Source organism: Candidatus Poriferisodalis sp., assembly GCF_965198245.1.
In the GTDB taxonomy this organism is placed as follows: Bacteria; Actinomycetota; Acidimicrobiia; order Acidimicrobiales; family Poriferisodalaceae; genus Poriferisodalis.
Window position 1 is genome coordinate 1947507 of record NZ_OZ240249.1, and the last position, 21433, is coordinate 1968939.

General features: G+C 67.1%; 8 protein-coding genes and 1 pseudogene. 3 read left to right on the forward strand and 6 right to left on the reverse strand.

The window, feature by feature from the left end; genetic code table 11:
* Window positions 1–57: 57 nt before the first annotated feature.
* On the reverse strand, window positions 58–282 hold the full coding sequence (locus ACOCMM_RS08995) for a hypothetical protein (protein WP_419552827.1): 225 nt from the start codon (window positions 280–282) through the stop codon (window positions 58–60).
* Window positions 283–1069: 787 nt separating this feature from the next.
* On the opposite strand from ACOCMM_RS08995, the gene ACOCMM_RS09000 reads away from it, so the two are divergent.
* Window positions 1070–2527, forward strand: coding sequence for an HNH endonuclease signature motif containing protein (locus ACOCMM_RS09000; RefSeq protein WP_419552828.1), 1458 nt, complete (start codon window positions 1070–1072; stop codon window positions 2525–2527).
* Between the two features lie 251 nt (window positions 2528–2778).
* On the opposite strand, the gene ACOCMM_RS09005 is transcribed toward ACOCMM_RS09000, so the two are convergent.
* Entirely contained in the window at window positions 2779–3864 is a 1086-nt protein-coding gene (locus tag ACOCMM_RS09005) for an IS110 family transposase (RefSeq protein WP_419552829.1), read from the reverse strand.
* Between the two features lie 247 nt (window positions 3865–4111).
* Window positions 4112–4963: pseudogene (locus ACOCMM_RS09010) on the reverse strand (IS982 family transposase); the annotation flags it as partial.
* Between the two features lie 228 nt (window positions 4964–5191).
* Between ACOCMM_RS09010 and ACOCMM_RS09015 the strand changes: the two are divergent.
* A complete protein-coding gene (locus ACOCMM_RS09015; RefSeq protein ID WP_419552830.1) occupies window positions 5192–5635 on the forward strand; it encodes a hypothetical protein in 444 nt (147 codons plus the stop codon).
* A gap of 27 nt (window positions 5636–5662) precedes the next feature.
* On the opposite strand, the gene ACOCMM_RS09020 is transcribed toward ACOCMM_RS09015, so the two are convergent.
* The 3 genes from ACOCMM_RS09020 to ACOCMM_RS09030 form a co-directional block, all read right to left on the reverse strand.
* Complete coding sequence (locus tag ACOCMM_RS09020) at window positions 5663–15982, reverse strand: Calx-beta domain-containing protein (RefSeq protein WP_419552831.1); 10320 nt, start codon at window positions 15980–15982, stop codon at window positions 5663–5665.
* A gap of 333 nt (window positions 15983–16315) precedes the next feature.
* On the reverse strand, window positions 16316–16579 hold the full coding sequence (locus ACOCMM_RS09025) for a hypothetical protein (RefSeq protein ID WP_419552832.1): 264 nt from the start codon (window positions 16577–16579) through the stop codon (window positions 16316–16318).
* Window positions 16580–17317: 738 nt separating this feature from the next.
* Window positions 17318–18409, reverse strand: a complete 1092-nt coding sequence (locus ACOCMM_RS09030) for an S-(hydroxymethyl)mycothiol dehydrogenase (protein WP_419552833.1) — start codon at window positions 18407–18409, stop codon at window positions 17318–17320.
* 115 nt (window positions 18410–18524) lie between these two features.
* On the opposite strand from ACOCMM_RS09030, the gene uvrA reads away from it, so the two are divergent.
* Complete coding sequence (gene uvrA, locus ACOCMM_RS09035; protein WP_419552834.1) at window positions 18525–21377, forward strand: excinuclease ABC subunit UvrA; 2853 nt, start codon at window positions 18525–18527, stop codon at window positions 21375–21377.
* Window positions 21378–21433 lie beyond the last annotated feature (56 nt).

The window sequence follows — 21433 nt, forward strand, 5'->3', positions numbered from 1 at the left end:
GATAGTCCGATCGCAATCGAAGACCGGTTGGCTGTCGCACCTCGCGAATAGGCTCGCTCATCTGAACATGCTGGCCACGCCGCTCCGGCTGTGCCAGTGATCACAGGCCAGAGCGGCGGGGGACAGGATGCGCAGGAATCGGTCGAAGCGGCCCTCAGCGACGACCGTGCCCCAGCCGGCGCCGACAACCGACGCAGCGACTCCGTCAAGCGAGCAGGTCGAGACGGACACTTCCGAGGCGGTCGAGATGGTGCCGACAACCAGCGCTGTACCGACTACCACTCAACCCGAGGAGACCGGCTCTGAAGAAGAGACCGTGACCGAGGAGGAGTCCATAGCGGCATCCCCAGCATATATTGCGCGCAGTGCTGCGTCAGTTCAGTTTGCGGAAGAATATGGCTGGCATGACACTACAAATTCTGATTACAGAGAATGTGATGATCCCGAAGACACTCGGGCTCTGGAGCAAATGAAGTCCGAGTTCTATGGCTGTGATTTCTCTATAGAGTTCGGTAAGTGCTCTGATATGAGTCTTGGAGAACTCACTGAGTTGAGGAACAGACTCGCTTGTCCTGAAGGCTGGTGGCTAGCCGGAATAGTATGCTGGCGTCAGTAATCAACTTCTTCATTCAGCTACGCTCCGAATGACCCGCCGCCCTGATTTATACGTAATGAGGGGCGGCGAGTCTGAGCTATTCTAAGTTTCAGAGCAAAACGTTGAGATGGTTTATAGCAGTTCGGCTCTGAGTCGCGGCGACTCGCTGGCGAATTCATATGCGGTTCGGAGGTTGGGGGGTGTAGTGAGGTATCACCGTCACGGTTGTCGCCATCACGTCCGGCCATTCACGACCTCCCACTGATCGCGGAAGCGAATGTCCTGTAGTCATGCGTCATTGTCGGCATTCGCTAGAGCACTGTCAAACGTATTGAGACTCGTACTTCGACGCATGAAGCATCTGAGTTCTGCAATCTGTTATTTCCAGGAATCTCGCCGTAGTTCTCGGAAAGTCCCTGAAATTGGTGCGCGCAAATGGTTGCGATCGCTGGCGTACGAGTGTATGCTTTCTTTGTGTTCATCGACCCGTCTGCACACCGCAATTGCGGCGCAACATCGGCAACCGGCACGCCCGGTTTTGTCGATGAAACAGGCGCCGGGCGGCATGACCCTGGCTCTTGTCGTGAGGTTGACGCCTGGCACGACAGCGCGGCCGATGCCGAACTCGGCGGGCTCAGCTATCAGGTCCCGGACGTTCAGCCATTTCAGCATCAGGCTGCGGCTGGCGATTCCGATCTCGGTGAGCTGAGTTATCGGGACCTGAAGGATCGGGTGATGGCGTTGGCCGGTGAGCGGGCCCGTGTCGAGGGGGAGTATCTGGCTGCTTTGGGCGAGATGACGTCGCGAGTCGGCGCTCAGGCGGCGGCGCATCAGCTGCGAGAACTGACCCGCATGAACTCTCCGCAGGCACGGTCGGAGTCCCGACTGGCCGAGAGCCTCGTCTCCCACGAGATGACAGCCACGCTCGATGCGCTCAAGTCCGGAGAGATCCTGGCGTCTCATGCGAAGGTGATCGCCCGTGAGGCGCCCAAGAAGCATCGTCGCAGCGAGGAAGATTTCTTGGAGCTGTGCCGGGCGTATCCCTCTGACAAGGTGGCGCGTCACCCGTTCGCCTATGTGAGCCAGCAGGTGTACGCCGACATTGAGGCAGAGGCCGCTGCGAAGGGGCTCGGTCCGATCGACGCGGAACTCGAGTTGCAGCGCGCTGAACGGTCGGGGTCGATGCGGCAGGGCAGCGACGGCATGTGGCATCTGTTCGCCACGTTCGACTTCATGACCGGCCGCCACCTCAACAGCGCCATCCAGGCCGCCGTGCGTTCGGCGCGCCGCCGCGCCCAGGACAACAGCAACAATGGCGGCGGCGGCAGCAATGGCGGCAGCGGAGGCCGTGTGGGCATCGATGTCGACGGCAACGTGAGCGGTGATGTCGAGCCCACGCAGACGCAGCTCACTGCTGACGCGATCAGCGACCTCATCGCCGGCACATCCACAGCGCGGCGGGCGAACACCAGCCTGATGATCATCGCGGACTACGACGTCGTGAACGACCGGCTCGTCAACCCTCGTCTCGACGACGGCACGCCGCTATCAGCGCAGATGCTCGCCGAGTACGCCATCGACGCCAAGGTGCTGCCCGCGGTGTTCAAGGCCGACTGGTCCGACCTGGCCCTGGGGCGTACCCGCAACGCCAGCGATGCTCAGCGGCTCATCCTCGCCGCACGCGACGGGGGCTGCATCGGCTGCGAGCTCACCTCTGAGCACACCCAAGCCCACCACATCGACTATTTCGAGAACGGCGGTCTCACCGAAGTTCCGAACTTGGCATCGATGTGCTGGGACTGCCACACAGACCTCCACCAGCACGACCGAAAGATCCACACCCCACCCGACGGCCGACCCCGCCTGCTGCCACCCGCTCCAAACAGCAACGGGCCGCCCGCCCGGGAACCAGCCACCGCCCGCAGCCCATAGCCCCACCCCCGGGCTGGCCACTGCCCGCCTCCGAGCGAACTCCGCCGAGATCCACGCGACGCCAGCGCCTAGGAGCGTGGTCGGAAAGTCGCATTTCGGGTGTTTGATGCACGCGAAACCGCAGGTCAGGGCCTTTGCGATCCGGGTCTGACAGCTATTGCCGACCACCCTCCTAGATGATTAGTTCCAAGGTTTTGGTGGTCGTAGGCGGTGAGTGAGCGTGCTGGTCGGGTGTGTCGGACGCTCCCTTGTCAAGCGGCGAGTGCGTGCGACTGTTTTTGGGTCTGTTCGTCGCGCCACATTCGTCGGATGACGCGGTTGGCGAGTTGGCGTTTGTGGGCTCGTCTGGCTTCGCGTCGTGTCTTGCCTTCGGTGGCTTTTTTGGCGAGGTAGGCAATCGCTTGGGGCTGGCTGCGCTGTTGGGTGACCGACGCGATGTGCAGCACGCTGTTGATGCGCCGGTTGCCTCTGAAGTCGAGCCGGTGCTTGACGGGGCTGGCGGCGCCTTCGCCTGAGGACAGGGCGACGGCGCCGGTGCCGCACCAGCGGGCGAACTTGGACTCGCGGTCGAACCGGGTCGGGTCGCCGACTTCGCACAGCAGGGTGGCAGCTGCGATCGGGCCGATGCCTGGTTCGTCGCGCAGGGTGGTGCCGTGGCGGTCGAGCAGCTCGTCGATGAGGCGTTCGAGGCGGCGGATCTCGCGGCGAGCTGTGCGGTCCTGGCCGATGAACGCCTGGAGCCATTCGAGCCGATATTTGCCGGCGGGGGTCGAGCAGGTGTCGGGGTCGATCTGTTCGAGGCGGCGCAGCCTGGCTTCGATCTTGCCGTTCGTGGTGAGCTGGTCGCGTATCTCGGTCGGCAGCTTGGAGATCTGGTCCGCGACATGGTGCAAACCCAGCGTGCGTGCGGCCACCAGGGCCCGGCGATGCTCGAGCACAGCCTCGATCTCGGCCACGGCAGGGTCATAGACCTCCAGCGTCTGGACGGGTCCCAGCGTCGGCTCGGCCAACAGCGCCCGGGCCGAGGCGACCGCGTCGACAGCGTCGGTCTTGCCCAGCTGACGCGAGCGGCGCTGGGCCGCTGAGCGCGACGCCGGCACCTCACGGGCGTCGAACCCGGCTGCTGTGAGCGCGATCGCGACGTGCGCTCCCCACTTGGCTGATCCCTCCACGCCGACCTGGCAGACGGCGTGAGCGTCGAGCAGATCGATCGCTTCGCCGTACCCGGCGGCGGTGTTGTCGAACGTCTCGTGAGTGATCTCGACGCCGCGATGGTCGACGATCCCTGCGGTGAAGGTGTCCTGGTGGGGGTCGATTCCCCCGACTGGCGGTGTCATGCTGTGCTCCTGCTGGAAGTGAAACTCCGGTGGGTCCGGGAACGGCAGGGGCGCTTCGTCACAACCGAGTCGAGACAGTCAGGCTCCCTTCAAGACAGGAGCGCTCCTGCCGGCCCCACACTCGACGCGACACGTCTGACAACAGGCACAAGGCCACAAGTCTGGTGGAGTCACCGTCGAGCATGGAACCGGACCGTAACCCCCTGGCAGAAGGCGCCGGCAAACCCAACAGTGACACTCGGTAGGTCTCGTTGTGCCAGATGGCGGCGGTGAGGGCGAGGAGCCGTGTCGCGATGCGCGCGGCGACGCCGGCTTTGGTGCGTCCTTTGTGGCGTTCGAGGCTGAGCTGGCCTTTGAGGGTCTCGTTGATCGATTCGATGATCTGGCGCAGGGGCCGCAGGAATCTTGCGCCGGGCCGTGGGGCCTCGGATCGGGTGGCGGGGCGCGCCACGGTGATGCCGACGTCGCTGAGGTCGGCTTCGAACGCTGTGGAGCGGTAGCGGTTGTCGGCGATGAGGGTCTGGCCCGGCCGGGCGATCCGGGCCGCGTCGATCATGTCGGCGCAGACGTCGCGCTCGTCGGCTTTCGCGCCGGCGACCGCGAACGCGATCGGCAGCCCCGCCGGGGTGGCGACAAGGTGCAGCCCCAGACCCCAGAAGTACCGCGAATGCGACGCGCACCAGCCCTATTGGGCCCATCGGGCGAGGCCGGAGCGCTTCTGGGTCTCGCGGCTGGTGCCGCACTCGACCGCGGTGGAGTCCACCAGCCACACGTCGTCGTGCCACCACTCGCGTGCGAGCCATCCCATGACACGAGCGATCATCTCGCCGCTGCGCCGCAGCCGCTTGTTGTAGCCGTCACGGTTCGGCAGACAGGGGAACCACGGCACCAGATGCGCGTGCGCGAAGCGCACGAACTGCGACTCGTTGTCGAACCCCAGCAGCGCCGAGATCACCGCCAAGGTGACCAGCTCCGCGTCGGTCAGCTTCGGGGCGAACCCCACCACAGGCCGCTCGGGAACCCACCCAGGGTTCTGCGCCAACAGGCCATCGATCCTCACATACAGTGCGGTCGCGAGGGTGTCCAAGTCCGGGCCCATGCTGAGAACCTCCAAGATCGAAGCGTGAATACACACCCCGAGCCTGGACACCCTCACCCCACAACCGGTGGACCCCACCCCTTGGAACTCACCATCTCGCACACACCGGGAGTTGACAAACATAGGAGCATCCACCGATGGAGTTCGCCCCGCATCTTCCATGAACTCGCAGCTTCCATGAGCCCGCATCTGCGATGAGCCCGCAGCTTCGATGAGCCCGCAGCTTCCATGAGCGAAGGCGTCCTCGTGGACGACCACATCCTGTTGAGGATGCTGCTCGGCGAGGAGCCACGCGAGTTGCGGCCCCGAGGCGGCGGCGTCGCCACGACGGGGCTGTGGTACCACCGTCTCTGCCGTGCACTCGCCGATCAGGCTGTCGTCGGCTCGATGTCGCGCCGGCTCGGAGGTGTGTCGCCCGAAGTCGCAGCCGAGGTCATCGCCGCCGTCATCGAGCTGCCGGAATCAATCGAGCTGGTGCCGCTTCGCACGATCGGCTGGCCGATGGGCGAACTCGTACGAGACGGGGCCCGCCTCAACCTGCTCTCACTCGAAGCACTGGCTGCCGCTCGCTTTCTGGATGCGGAGATCTGCTACGCGCAGGCCAACGAGAACGAACCGCTCATCGACGCGGCTCACACCCACGCAATACCGATTCGCAGCCTGCAGATCTGAGCAGGTGCCTTCGCTGCTGAGTCGGAGTCAGAGGTTAGCGAGGGTGCGTCGGGCTGCTCGTGCGGCGGTGTCGGTGCGGGTCTGGCCGGTGATGCGTCGGATGTCGGCGCTGTCGGGCGCTGTTTGGGTGACGGTGGTGCGCACGTCTTCGGCGACTGCTGTGCGCCCGCCCACGATGATCACCCGGGTCGGCCGGTAGTCGCGTATCAGCGCTGCTGTCGCCTCGGGCAGCATGCCCTGCGCGGTGTAGGCGACCGCGGCGTTGTCGGTCGCCGCCGCCAGTGCAGCCGCGACGCCCACGTCGGGCGCGGACCAGCCGTTCGCGATCACCAAGGTGACGTCGGCGGGCGCCGCAGCGGGGTTGCCCAGCACGCGGCGTGCTGCTTGTGCGGCAGTGTCGATGCGGTCATCGCCGGTGAGCCGCGAAATGCTGGCTCCGTCTGCCGCGTCAGCGACCGCGTCGGCCACGTCAGGGCCGATCGCGGCGGTGCCCCCCACCAGGATCACCCGCGCCACCTCGTAGTCGCGCAGCAGCGCAGCGGACGCCTCAGACAGCGTGGCGGCCTCGGTGTACAGCACCGCGGCACGGCCGCTGCGCGCAGCCAACGCCGCCGCGGCACCGATATCAGGCGGCGACCAGCCGTTGGCCACAATCAGCGTGACCCGACCCGCCGCAGCGGGCGCGCCCAGAATGCGTCGCGCCGTCGCCGCCGCGGTGTCAGCGCGATCCACCCCTGACTCCCGCGAGATGCCCGAATCCGGCGACGCAGCACGGATCTGGGTCCGCACATCACGCGACACCGCCGAATTGCCGCCCACGATCACCACCTCAGCGGGCAGTGCTTCTCTCAACAGCGCCCTGGTCTCCGAGGACAGCTCGCCGCCCGCGGTATAGACCACCACCGCGCCGTCGGTACGAGCCGCCAGCACCGACGCCACGCCCACATCGGCAGCACTCCACCCGTTCGCCACCACGAACGTCGCAACACCGACATCGAAATCACCGCCGCCGCCGCCGCCGCCGCCGTCAGAGCCGCCGCCGCCGGCATCGCCGTCGTCGTCCGCACCGACCGGGGTCGACCCGCTCGCCGTGTTCCCGGTGCCGGTGTCCGATGCGCCGGGCGTCGCAGCCGTCGTGGCGCCCGCGGTCACCGTGAACGACACCTCCAGCGAGCCCCGCACATCGCCCTGGCCCCCGGGATCCGCGTACGCCGTCGCCCGCAGCGTGTAGGCGCCCGCCGGCAGCGCCTGCCCGTTGACCCTGCCGGCCCCGTCGCCGTAGAGCGAGTACGGCGCCGCGTCGTCGGTGTGCGTCGCCGTCTTGGCGCCCGAGAGCGCGAACCGCACGCTCCCCGGCACCACGCCCGGGCTGATGTCGGCCCGGATCCCGTAGCTCGCCGCCGCCAGCTCGCCGAGCTGCACCGTCGAGCCGTCCGCCAGCGCCATCAGGTCCGCGTTCGTGCCCGCGTCCACCAGCGTGAACCCCGTCAGCCACGCCACCTCGCGCTCGCTGTTCAGGATCGTCGCCACCGCCGAGCCGTCTCCGATCACCGCCGCCCCGTTGTTCGCATCGCTCCCCGCCGGATTGCTCAGCACCAGACCGAACGTCTCGCCGCTGTCCTCCTCGCCGTCGTCGGCGATCGGCACCCACACCGTCTTGCGCGTCTGGCCCGGCGCGAACGTCAGCGTCCCGCTCGTCGCCGTGTAGTCCGCCGACGCCACCGCGGTGGCGTCGGCGGTGGTGTAGTCCACCGTCACCGTCCCCGATGCAGCCGGGTCCAGCGTCACCAGGAACCCGGCCGAGCCGTCGGCCTCGTTCGCCGCCGCGTCGAACACCCTCAGCGTCGGCGCCCGGGAGTCCCAGGTGTGCTCAGACGACCATCCGCTCACCGCTGCGTTGCTGTAGGCGCGCACCCGGGCAGTGACCGGGCCCCGGCCCGAGGGGCCCGGCGGCAGCGTGATGCTCGTGCCCGCCTGCAGGCTGCGGTTCTGGTTCGCCCGGTTGCTGTAATGCAATCCGTGGCGCCACACCACCAGATAGCCCCACGCGCCGGGCACCGCGTCCCAGCTCATCACCCGGTCCGAGCCGATCTCCACACCGGCCGGCACCGCCAGCACCGCATCGGCGGGGCGGTCCACCAGGATCCGCACCCAACCGGTGCCGCCCGACACCAGGCCCGAGCGGGTGTCGTCGCGGGCATAGGAGACCCGGTGGTTGTACTTCACCTCGAACGGCGCGCTCAACAACGCGTCGTAGCGCCGGTCCCACGGGTAGTCCTCCAGGGCGGCCGCGGTAACCGTCACCTCGTGCCAGTCGTTCGGGGTGCCCCCGAAGATCGGGATGCGGTCGTTGGCCCGGTCCGGGAAGTTCGTCATGTCGTAGACATCGCTCATGGTGAGCTCGTTGCCGTTCTCATCGGTGCGGAAGCCGATGCCCTCCACCTCGCACCACAGGTTCGTGAACAGCGTCGGGGCGGTGTCGATCGGGCTCGTCGCGAGCCGCCCCGCCGGCGACGAGACACGCTGGGGGTTCACGTTGTATTTCCTGGTGCACGGCTTGAGGCGCACCCGGTACTTGCCCTCCTCGCCCATCCGGATCCGCAGCGCGGTGGTCGACGCGTCGTGCCAGGCGCCGTCGTTGAACACCTGCGCCTCCACCAGGTCACGCGCATAAGGGCTCGTCAGCGGCGTCTGGCCCTCACGGGCCGTGGCGTGCCAGTACGTCTGGCGGCGCGGAGAGTCGAAGTCCGGCGAGAAGTCCAGATCCACCCGGTACCAGCTGTCCGCGTCCAGACCGCCCAGCACCAGCCTCACGGCCTGCCACGCCTCCTTCCTCAACAGCGGGTACGGGTCGGCGTAGCCCACCGCGCCGGTGCCGGTGTCGGTGTAGCGCACATACAGCGGGTTGCCGTCGGGGTTGCGCACCCCGAAGCGCACCCACAGCGTCGAGTCGTCCGGCGTCGCCAAATAGACGCCCTCCACCACCGTGTCATCCAGCGTCGCCACGTTGGACCACGGCCCCGCCACGCCGTTGATGTTGATGGCCCGCACCCGGTAGCGGTTCTCCCGGATCACGCCCGGCGCCAGCACCTGGTGGGTGTAGCGGTGCTCGAAGCGGCCCGTGTTCGCCACCAGCGCATACCAGTGGGCCTCATCGCCCACGCACGTCGTGCGGCACACCTCGATCCGGTAGCCCTGGATCTGCGAGAACGTCGCCGTCGCGCTGTCCGCGGTGACCCTGTCGGTGGCATTGGAGGGCCGGCCCCAGCTCAGCTCCGCACGGCCGCTGTCAGTCGCCCGCACCCACAGGCCCTGAATCCCCTTCGGGGTCCCCGTCAGCCGCTCGGTCGCCATCGCCTGCACCTGCGCCGCGTTCTCCCCGCCGTGCGCGTTCACCGCCTGCACCTCGAACACATAAGCCACGCCGTTGGTCAGCCCCTCCACCCGGTAGCCCGTCACCAGCCCCACCGACTCCCAGGCGTTGAACGTCGCGCCGTCGGTGCGCCGCCAGCGCACCTCATAACGCAGCACCGGGCTGTCGTTGACGACCGGCGCCCACGACAGCACCACGAACCCGTCCCCCGACGTCCCCACCGACACATCAGGCGCCGCCGGCGGGCCGTCGTCGTCGGTCACCGTCACCACCATCTGCGGGTTCGCCCCGGTCGTCACCCGCTCAGGCAGCGGCGCCGCGAAGCCCAGCGTCAACGTCTCGTTGCCCTCCACCGCGGCGTCGTCGCCGAACGTCACCGTGAACGCCGCCTCGGTGGCGTCGGCCGCGAAGGTCACCCCGGCGGGCACCCCGGAGAACTCGTCCGCGTCCAGGTTCGCGCCCCGCGCCGCCGACAGCGTCAGCGCCACCTCGCGCTCGGGCGCCTGGCTCAGGCGCACCGTGACGCTCACCTGGGCGCCCTCGGGCACCGACGCCGACGCCGGGTCGAACGTCGCCGAGACCACCGGCACGTCGTCGTCGAGCAGCGTCAGCACGAACTCGTGGTGCGTCCCCGCCACGTAGCCGTCGGGCAGCGTCCCCAGGCCCAGCGTCAAGGCGCGGTGCGGCTCGTCGTCGGTGTCGTCCACCGTGCTCACCGTGAAGGTCTTGGAGGTATCGCCCGCGTTGAACACAACGCTCGCCGGCACGCCGGAGTACCCGCTCGCGTCGAGCCCCGTGCCGGGCGTGGCCGTGATCGGCACGGTGACTGTCGCGCCCGCGCCGGGCGCCTCGCCCAGCGTCACCGTCACCACAGCCGAGCCGCCCTCGACCACCGACGCCGACGCCGCGCCGTACGACACCGCTATCCCTTCGCGCGCCGTGACCTGCACCTGGGCAACAGCACCGTTGTGGTTGGCGTTGCGCGCCCGGATCTCGAAGGCGTGCTCGATGTCATTGGTGAGGCCCGTGAACGTGTGGCCGACAGTCTCGCCGTCGCTGCCGCCGATCGCGGCCCAGCTCGTCCAGGGGCCGGTCCCGGCGCGTCGGCGGTACTGGTAGTCGCCGGCCCAGATCTGGTCGTAGGTCGTCGGGCGGTCCCAGCCCAGCGTCGCCTCGGTGTCCCCCGGCCTTGCGGCGATGTTGCGGGGAGCGCCCGGCGCGGCGTCGTCGTCGAGGATCAAAAGCGTCGCCGTCGACGCAGTGCCGATGGTGTAGTAGTCCGGGTTCGACGGGATCGCGAAGGTGACCGTGGCGTGGTCCCCCGCCGCCGAGTTGCCGGTAGGCGTCAGACCGTAGCCGGATTCTGTTGATGAAAATGCGAAGACAGCGTTCGGCTGCCCGTCGATGGGGACGGCCCCGAGCGCGGGGATCCTGGTCGTCGCCCCCATGGCGAAGGCGTGCAGAAAGACGTTGCCCAGGTCGTATCCCCGCGAGAGCGTTCCGACCAGGCGCACTGTTCCGCCCTCGACGACTCTGGTTCCGCTCCGTCCCGAAGAGTCCTCCAGGCTGATGGTGAACACCGGCGGGTCCTCGTCGTCGACGTATCTGAGGTCGATGCCGCCGCCGATCCGGGTCCCGCCGTGCGCGGCGGTCAGCGTCTCGGTCACCGGCGGGCGGTACAGGTCGCCCGGGCGCTGCGGGGCGCTGACGGCGAGCGTGGCGCTCGATTGCCCGGCGGCGATGGTGACGGTCGCGCTCCCGGCGGCGCCTTGGATGAGGGGCCCGCTGGTGATCTCCTGGCCGCCCCACTCCAGGGTTACCGTCTGGTCGGTCTCGAACCGCACGCTGTTGGTGATCCACACCGTCGCCGTCGCCGAAGCGCCGCCCTCGACGAGCTGCGTGACGTCGTTGCCCGCCGAGTCGCGAAGGGTGAGCCCCAACAGCGCTGTGTCGTCGTCTGCCACCGTGATGGCGATCTCGTCGTTGGTCCCCGGCACGTAACCCGACGGCAGCGTCCCCAACCCCAGCGTGAGCACCTCGTCGTCCTCGTCCAACATGTCCTGCAACATCGTGACCGCGAAGACCTCGGAGGTGTCGCCCGCGTTGAACGTCACGCTCGCCGGCACGCCCGAATACTCGGTCGTGCCGAGCCCGGCGCCGCGTGTCGCGGTGATCGGCACCACCACCGTCACCCCCGTCGCCGGCGCCTCGTCCAGCAGCACCACCACCGAATACGCGCCGCCCTCGGTGACCGATGCCGTCGCCGAGGCGAACGAGACCGCAACGCCGACCCGCGGCGTCACCGTCACCGACGTCTCGGCCCCGTCGCCGGCGACGTTCTCGGCCCGCACCTCGTAGGCGTAGACCGTGCCGTTGGTCAGGCCCGTGAACTTGTGGCTCGTCGTGGCGCCGTCGCTGCCCGGGACCATCGTCCAGGCGCCGAAGGCGTTTGTCCCCTCCTTCACCCGGTACTCATAATGCAGTACGGGCTGGCCGTGGTCCGGCGCGGGCGCCGCCGGCGCACTCCACCTCAGGGTCGCCTCGGTGTTGCCCGCCTGCGCCCGCAGGTTCCCCACCGCCAGCGGCGCCGTGTCGTCGTCGCGCACGATGACCGTCACCGTGTGGGGGGCGCCGAGGGTGTAGGGGATATCCGTGCTCGTCCCGAGGGCGAACGTCACCTCGCGGGCGCCGTCGTTCTGAGTCGTGTTCTCCGCCGCGGTCAAAGTGACGGTGGCGTCCAAAAGGCCCGAGACCAGCAATGCGCTGTCGGGCAGCGTCCCGCTGAGAGCGCTGTCGCTGTCGGTGACGGCGAACTTGAGCGCTCCCGGCGCCGGGTAGCGCACGGACAGCTCGATGTCGATGTCGAACGTGTCGCCCTCGTTCACCGACTCCGGGGCGTCGGCGATGCGCGCCACGGGCGGGCTCTCGTCCTCGATGCGGCGGAACTGCTCGATGGTTCCGATGACCGCGCCCGCCCACTTGGCGGTGAGGTCGTGGGTCTCGGGGACATAGACCGGGTTCACGTCGTTGTCGGGCGCGCTGACGACGAGGCTGCCGGACGACGCTCCGGCCGCGATGGTGATGGCCGAGGTGTCGCCTGCGCCCCGGATCCGGCTGGTCAGCGGGATGCCGCCCCACTCCAAGGCGATCTCCTGGTCGGCGCCGAACGTGGCCTCGCCGGCGTTGGCGATCGTCACCGTCGCGGTCGCCGAAGCGCCGCCCTCGACCAGCCCTGTCACGTCGCTGCCACCAGAGTCGCGCAACGTGAACTCCCACACCGGCGCGAGCAGCCTCAGCGTGTCACTGGCCTCACCGCCCCCGCCGACGTCGTTCACGGCGCGGACCTCGAACGTGTACTGCGCGCCCGGAACCAGGCCCTCCAGCGTGTGGCTGGTCTCGTTGGCCCCGCCCGGAGCGCTGTCGGGAACCGCGGTCCACCCGGAGAGAACGCTGATCCCCAGCGAGACCATATCGTCCTCGCTCCAGCTCAGGCCGGTGCCGGCCCAGGTGAGCCTGCCCGCCGAGTGGGTTGCGTCCGCGAACGCGAACGAGGAGGCGCCCACGTTGAACGTCAGGTCGGCGAGCGCCGCCGCGGGGATGCTGGCGCGGTTGATTTCGAGTCTCAGCTGCCCGCCGATGAGGTCTACTAAAACGATCCGGTAGTTCACCGAGTCATAGGAGAAAGCAGCGTCGGTCAGAAGCTCGCTCGGCTCGCAACCTTTATTGCCCAACGAGGTGTCGCATCCCAGGAAGCTGGAGCCCAGGTCGCCGACCGTGAGCGTTGCCGACCATATGGGCGGCGTCCGGTAGCGCACCTCGTGGCCGGTAATGGCGCTGCCGTTGGCCCAGGTGCCGCCGTCCCACTGGAGACCCACCTCGCCGAACGTCGAAGTGTTCGCGGACGACATCCCCGTCACAGCCTCCGGAGCGGTGGGCGCGAGGGTGTTGTCGACGAACAGGATGTCCAGGGCCGCGGCCTCGTTTTCGGCGATGTCGCGGATGGGACTCGTCCCCGGCACGGTGTAGTCGACCGTCAGAATGTCGCCGGGGCGGAAGGCCGGGCTCACCGTGAGCACGATGCCCGAGGTCCCGCTGAGCGCCGCCGCGGAAACGGTCCGGGCGGTCCTGCCGGTATTCACCACCACGGTGAACGCCGACGCCGCCGGGACCGAATCCGGATCCAGGGGCTCGTCGTAGGCCAGCAGCACCTCCGTGTTGGACGGCGTGGACGTCATCGACAACGTGGGCGGGGTCTCGTCGACGATCGGGCTGCCCAACAGCTCGGCGTTGCCGTTGCCGACCGCGTCGGTGACCGCGTCGGCCCCCAGCGAAACGGTCACGTCGGTGTCGGTGGCGGCGAGCGCCACGGCGAGGGTGACCTCGACCTCGGAACCGCTCGCCGACGCCGCCGTGTGGGCCAGCGTCGTCCCGTCCGACGCGAAGGCGATCTCCGTGCTGTCGACGCTGGCGATGGCCTCGCTGAAGGTGAGGGTGATCTTCGTCTTGTCCGCAGAGGCCCTGGCCCCCGTCAGCGTCGGCCGCACGCCGTCGACCTTGTGGCCCGAGTCGGCGGCGAGACCGGAATGACTGCCGTCCGCTATCTGCCCGAGAGGACCGACGATCCGATTGAAGTGCTGTACGGCGACGCCGCTCACGACGATGCCGTCGGTGTCCTCGTCGTTTTCCCCGACGGTGTGGGTGCAGGTCAAGACCTTCGTCGGCGCCGTGCCGAGCGCGCATTCCGGTTCCTTCTCATCTGCAAATCCGATTCCCAAGTAGAGGAAGATGTTCGGTGAGTGTGGGCTGGCGTCGGTAAGCGTGATGTCCTTGTCGAAGGTGAACGTCACGACGATGTCGTCGTCGATGGCGTAGGTCTTGTCGGGGCCCGGGTCTGAGGTGATGGCAACCGATGTGATCTCCGGCGGCGGGCCGGCGACGGGGCCGAGCCGGGGGCTGGTGCGGGGGTATTCCCGGTTGCCCGCGTCGTCGTCGAAGACCACCCGCACCCTGAGGTGCTTGCCCACGTCGTCGGCGGTCGGCGTGTACGCGGCGCCGGTCTCGCCGTCGATGTCGGCCTCGTCGGTACCGTCCACCCGGATCCACTGGTAGTCGTAGGCAGCGCTCGCGACACCGTCGCTGGAGTCGGTGATGCCCGAGACGTCGGCGGACACCTCCACGCCCTCCTTCGGCGTCTCGACGCTCAGAACCACCGTCACGTTGCCGGGCCAGTGGAGGGGGCTGGCGGCCCACTGGTACTGATAGAGGCCTGCGCCCGGCTCGCTCTCAGCGGCGTCGTCGGAGGAGTAAGACACACTGTTCACCGTGAAGGTGAACCCGCTTGGCAGTTCCCTGTCCAGCACAATGACCAGATCACCGGAGTTGACGGCGCGTTCATCGTCGAATACGGCGAGAACGGTGTACGTGACCCCATCCACGGTGAACAGCGACTCAGAGATGGATCCGAAACCGAGAGAGTGCGCAGTTGCTTCCGCCGTGGCGTATCCACTTGCTTCGAATGACGAACCGACGATCACTTCCGCAGGCGTAACCGTTGCCGTGAAGACGTCGTGGGTGAACGGGCTGCTGATTGCCGGGGCGCCGTCGGCGGGGGTGTTGTCGGGCTGAGCGCCGGGCAGGTCATAGGCGTAGATCTTGTCGTCGGTTTCGTCGACCACCCAAAGCACCCGGCCGTCGAACCACATGCCCGTGGGATCGTCGTTGTCGCTGCTCAGGGCGAGGTTCTTGGCCGAGTCCTGGGACTCGTCGGAGTGCTTGTAGGCAAAGACGTTGTCGTCGTCGCTGTCCGCCACGAACATCGTGGTGCCGTCCGACCAGATGCCGAACGGTTCCTCGGCGTTCTGGGCCGCGGTGTCGGTCGACACGTACAGCTCCTCGAAGTCCTTGGCGGAGTCGTGGGCGCCGCTGGAAATGGTGTAGGCGAAGACCTTGTTGTCCGCGCTGGCGGAGCCGTCGTTGGCCACCCACACGGTCGTGCCGTCGCACCACACGCCCCTGGGATCGCCGTTGTCCGAGTCCAGCGTGATGTCCTTGGCCGAGTCGCGGGTGGTGTCGGACATCTTGTAGGCGTAGAGCTTGCCGTCGTCGTCGTCCGCCACGAACATGGTCGTGCCGTCAGAGCAGATGCCGGCGATAGCAATGTTGCCGGCACCGCTCAGGCTGTCGAAATCGTTGGCGCTGTCGCGGGATCCGTCGGAGCGGTTGTAGGCGTAGATCTTGTTGTCGAAGAAACCGCCGTCGTTGGCGACCCAGAAAGTGTCTTCGTTGCCCCACATGCCGGTAGGAGCAATGTTGCCGCTGTCCAGGCCGAAGCCCGTCACCCGCTCCGGCGACACAGCGACAGCTTCGCCTCTGACCTGCATCTGAAAGGTTCGGGCGAAATTGTGGGTAAACCAATTCGCGCCTGAGTCGCTGGTTGTTTTGGCCGGTGTTGTCATGTCCCAGCCCTCGGCGGCGCCGGAGTCCAGACCGTCGGCTATCAATGCTCTGGCCCACTGGGGCTCCCCGCCAAAGCTGCCCTGCGCGACCACGTGATAGGTGGTGTTCGCATCCAGCGTCGCGCCTGACGGAGCAGCGAACTCGTTCAGCCCGATCGCCATCGTTGCGGGAGTTGTCAGCGTATAGAGCGCGGTCGAATGCGGATTGCCTGACGCATCCTCCCTCACCGTGAGAGTAAATGTCTTGTCAGCAGAAGACCCAGCAACTCCGATTCTCACGACGATGCTCTCCAGGCTGTAGCCGAGAGGATTCGACCCTGTGTCAAAAGACTGGGCAAAATGGCCGACATTCGACGGCTGACGGCTGCCCGACACGCTCTTGCCCGTGTTGCTGACCAGGGTGGTCGTCAGGATGCTCATCGTCTGCGCTTCCGCCGGCGGCGGCACCGGCACGAGGAGCACGGCGACCAGCGCCAAGGCCAGCAGCGGGAGCGTCACAAGACGCCGGGAGGCGGTCATGACCTACCCCCAAGTTCGCGGGGGGGGGGGGGTCAGCGCGAACGCAGAAGCGATGGCCGGAACCATCGTTGCGTCCCCCGTCTCAACTGGATGGACCGATCTGTCGAGCGTCATGCAGATACCCCCCTCGTCGCCGGCCCACTCTATGTGCCATTCACATCAAACTATGAGACATTCACGCCGGTGCCTCCAAGGCTGTGCTTGATCGCTGGGTGCTCGCCGACATCGGTCCGCTGGTTCACGAGCGAAACCTGTTGCCCTCGCAGAACACGCCCGACGGGTCGTGACGGACGACCACGTCCTGTTGAGTCCGCAGCCCGGCGAAGAGCCGATCTAGTGTCCTGAGTGGGGAATTTGTTGCATATATGCGGCCATGGTGTCGAAGATCTCGTCGGCGGTCTTGTGCCAGGTGAAGGGCCGCGGGTTGTGGTTCCAGTCTTGGATCCATGCGTTGATGGAGTCCTTGGGCTCTGCGGCTGAGCTGTGGGTTCCGCGGCGCAGCCGTTTGGTGGCGGGTTCTGAGAACCAGCGCTCGACGAGGTCCGTCGGGGAGCTGTAGGTGGGGGTGAAGTGCAGGCTGAAGCGGGGGTGGCGCACGAGCCAGCGCCCGATGGCGGGGGTCTTGTGGGCCAGACGTTGTCGAGCACGATGTGGATGTCGAGGCCGTCGGGGATTTCTTTGTCGATCTGGTTCAGGAACTTGCGGAGCTCCTCGCTTCGGTGGCGGGCGGTCATGGAGGCGACGGCTTTCTCCGAGGCTGTGTCGAGGGCTGCGAACAGGTCGGTGGTGCCGTGGCGGCGGCACTCGCGGGTCTGTCGTTGGGGCGTGCCCGCCATCAGCGGCAGGATCGGCGCGGTGCGGTCGAGGGCCTGTATGGAGGTCTTTTCGTCCACGCACAGCACCGCGGCCGCGTCGGGCGGGTTCAGGTACAAGCCCACGACGTCGCGGACCTTGTCGACGAACTGCGGGTCGGGGGACACCTTGTGCTCGTCGACGAGATGGGGCTTGAGGCCGAACGCGCGCCATGTCTGGCTCACAGCCGTCTGGGAAACGCCTGCCGCCGCGCCCACCGCTCCAGCGTCTCTCGCTCCGCGCCGGCCGTCCCCGCCGGCACCGCCGGCCGTCCCCGTCGAGCACCCATCACAGCCTCCGATCCACGCCGAAGACCCCATGAAGGCGCACCAAACCCCAAAACGCGACCAACTCAACACTCGAGACACTAGAGCAAGGCGAATAATTGTGGAGGGCGGAGGAGAACTCTGCGAGGTTGGAACCTGCTGGATTCCCGGAGCAGAGGGCTCCTCCGCCCTCCACAACGGGCGACAGTAGGTCGGGCTACAGGACGACCACTGAGCGCAGGACCTCGCCGCGCTCCATTTTCTCGAAAGCCTCCTCGACGCCCTCGATGCCGATCGTCTCGCTGACGAACCGATCGAGCGGCAGCCGATCTTGCAGGTGCAGGTCGATGAGCATCGGGAAGTCCCGGCTCGGCAGGCAGTCGCCGTACCACGAGCTCTTCAGCTGGCCTCCCCGGCCAAAGACCTCGATCATCGGCAGTTCGATCTTCATGGTGGGATTCGGCACGCCGACCAGCACGACGGTCCCCGCCAAGTCACGGGCATAGAAGGCCTGCTCGTAGGTCTGGGGCAGTCCGATTGCCTCTATGGCAACATCCACGCCGTTGCCGTCGGTCAGCTCGCGGATCGCTTCGACGACCTCGTCGTTGCTCATGCCCGAAGAATTGATGGTGTGGGTGGCGCCAAACTCGCTGGCCCATTCCAGCTTTCGGTCGTCGATGTCGATGCCGATGATCGTGTGCGCTCCGGCGAGCCGTGCACCGCAGATGGCTGCGTCGCCGACGCCGCCGCAGCCGAAGACGGCCACGCTGTCGCCGCGACCGACGCCGCCGGTGTTCATCGCTGCGCCCAAGCCGGCCATCACCCCGCAGCCGATGAGCCCGGCCACCTCGGGCGGGGCGGCAGGGTTCACCTTGGTGGCCTGTCCTGCTGCCACCAGGGTCTTCTCAGCGAATGCTCCGATGCCCAGCGCCGGCGAGAGTTCGACGCCGTCGAGCGTCATCTTCTGCGACGCGTTGTGCGTTGCGAAGCAGTACCAGGGGCGGCCCCGTTCGCACGACCGGCAGTTGCCGCAGACCGCTCGCCAGTTCAGGACCACGAAATCGCCGACGGCGACACTCGTGACGCCTTCGCCGACCTCGGACACCACGCCTGCCGCCTCGTGCCCGAGCAGGAACGGGAACTCGTCATTGATGGCGCCCTCGCGGTAGTGCAGGTCTGTGTGGCACACACCGCACGCCTGCACGTCGACGATCACTTCGCCAGGTCCGGGGTCGGGAACCGTGATGGTCTCGACGCTGACCGGCTCGCCTACAGCCTTCGCCACGACTCCTCGTACTTCGTATGACATGACCGCGACCCTAGTTCTGCCAATTGACGCAACGTTCAAGGCGTGCACATGGCGCCCGACGAACTTCTGTTTGTTCCCGGGATGCACGGCAGGGGCACGGGTAGGATCGCCCTGCATGGGTGAGCGACTGATCGTCCGCGGCGCGCGGGAGCACAACCTGCGCGATGTGGACGTGGAGTTGCCCCGCGACCGCATGATCGTTTTCACCGGATTGTCGGGCAGCGGAAAGTCGTCGCTCGCCTTCGACACCATCTACGCCGAGGGCCAGCGGCGCTATGTCGAGTCGCTGTCTGCCTACGCGCGGCAGTTCCTTGGGCAGATGGACAAGCCCGACGTGGACTTCCTCGAGGGTCTCTCGCCGGCAATCTCCATCGATCAGAAGAGCGCCAGCCGCAACCCGCGTTCGACGGTGGGCACGATCACCGAGGTGTACGACTACCTGCGGCTGCTGTACGCCCGTATCGGCATCCAGCACGATCCGCAGACGGGCGAGATCGTCGAGCGCCAGACGGCGCAGCAGATCGTGGACCGGATCATGGAGTTGCCCCCCGGCAGCCGTTTTGAGGTGCTCGCTCCGGTCGTGCGCGGGCGCAAGGGCGACTACCACACGCAGCTGGGCGACTTTGCACGGCAGGGCTACGCACGGGTGCGGGTCGACGGCGGAGTGCTGGACCTCGGCGACGCCGACGAGATCGAGCGCCTGGACCGCTATGTCAACCACGACATCGAGGTCATCGTCGACAGACTCGTGATGCGCAGCGAGATTGAGCAGCGCCTGACGGAGTCTGTGGAGGCTGCGCTGGGCCTGGCTGACGGTCACGTGTGGATTCACATGGTCCCGCCCCGAAACGGCGAAACAGCCGAATCGGAGATCCTGACCTTCAGCCAGCACCTGTACTCGCCGACCTCCGGCCGCTCGTTCGAGGAACTGGCGCCGCGCAATTTCTCGTTCAACTCCCCGTACGGCGCCTGCGACACGTGCGATGGCCTCGGCACTCGATATGAAGTCGATCCCGAGCTGGTCGTTCCGAACAACGAGCTGTCGGTTGCCGCCGGAGCGCTTGCCCCGTGGGCTGGCGCCACCGGCAAGTGGTTCATCCGGCTGCTCGAGGCGGTCGGCGAACAGCACAGCATCCCCCTTGACGTGCCGTGGTCCCGGCTCGAAGCGGGTCAGCGCAAGCTGCTGCTTGAAGGTGCACCGCCCGGCGAGCAGATCACAGTTCGCTATCGCAACCGGTATGGCCGTTCGCGCAGTTACACGACTCGCTACGAGGGCGTCATCCCGTTCCTGCGCCGCCGCCACGCCGATACCGAAAGCGATTGGTCGCGCAACCGCATCGAGGGATATATGCGCGAGGTTCCATGCGGAACCTGCGATGGTGCACGACTCAACGAGGTGTCGCTGGCGGTACGCGTCGCCGGTCGCAACGTTTTCGAGCTGTGCTCAGCCTCCATCGGCGAAGCGGCGAAGATCATCGACGGCCTCGAACTCACCGATCGCCAGCGCATCATTGCGGCACCGATCGTCAAGGAGATCGACGCTCGGCTGAACTTTCTGCTGGATGTGGGCCTGGACTACCTCACGCTCAACCGTTCGGCGGCGACGCTGGCCGGGGGCGAGGCCCAGCGCATCCGTCTGGCGAGCCAGATCGGCAGCGGGCTCGAAGGTGTGTTGTATGTCCTGGACGAACCGTCGATCGGGCTGCACCAGCGCGACAATCGCCGCCTGATCGACACGTTGCTGCATCTGCGCGATCTCGGCAACACCGTGCTGGTCGTGGAGCACGACCTCGAGACGATCTCGGTGGCGGACTGGGTCGTCGACATCGGCCCCGGCGCCGGGGAACACGGGGGGCAGATCGTCTACAGCGGGCCGGTGGACGGGCTCAGCGGCGCACCGGGCTCGGTGACGGGGGAGTACCTCTCAGGTGTCCGCGAGATCCCGATGCCGTCGCAGCGCCGCCCGCGCCGCGCCGACCGCTTGTTGGTGCGCGGCGCACGGGAACACAACCTGCTCAAGATCGACGTGGAGTTCCCGCTGGGTTGCTTCATCTGCGTGACCGGTGTGTCGGGTTCGGGCAAGAGCACGCTGGTGAACGAGATCCTCTACAAGTCGCTGATGCAGCGGATCTACTCGTCCCGCCAGGTGCCCGGCTTGCATACGTCGATTGAAGGCGTCGAGGCTCTCGACAAGGTCATCGACATCGACCAGTCGCCGATCGGGCGCACGCCTCGGTCCAATCCCGCCACCTACACCGGCGTCTTCGACCACATCCGCAAGCTGTACGCCGCCACGAACGAGGCCAAGGTGCGGGGCTACCTGCCGGGCCGGTTCAGCTTCAACGTCAAGGGCGGCCGGTGCGAGGCCTGCTCGGGTGACGGGAACATCAAGATCGAGATGCACTTCCTGCCCGATGTGTACGTGTCGTGCGAGGTGTGCAAGGGCGCTCGCTACAACCGAGAGACGCTCGAGATCCGGTTCAAGGGCATGACGATTGCCGACGTGCTCAATATGCCGTGCGAGGACGCCCTCGAGTTCTTCTCGGCGCAGCCGCCGATCCGGCGTCACATGCAGACGATCGTCGACGTGGGCCTCGGCTACATCCGGTTGGGTCAGCCCGCAACCACGCTGTCGGGGGGCGAGGCTCAGCGGGTCAAGCTGGCCAGCGAGCTGTCAAAGCGTTCGACAGGCCACACCATCTACATCCTTGACGAGCCCACGACCGGTCTGCACTTCGAGGACATCCGACGGCTGCTGGGCGTGCTCGATCGGTTGGTCACCGGCGGCAACACCGTCGTGGTCATCGAGCACAACCTCGACGTCATCAAGACCGCCGACTGGATCATCGACATGGGACCCGAGGGAGGCATCGGCGGCGGCACCGTCGTTGCAGCGGGAACTCCCGAACAGGTGGCGGCGACACCGGAATCTCACACCGGCCGGTATCTGGCGCCGCTGGTGGGCTGAGGGCGTCATCGAACTCGTGACGACGGTGGGCTACTACTGCTTGATCTCGCTGACGC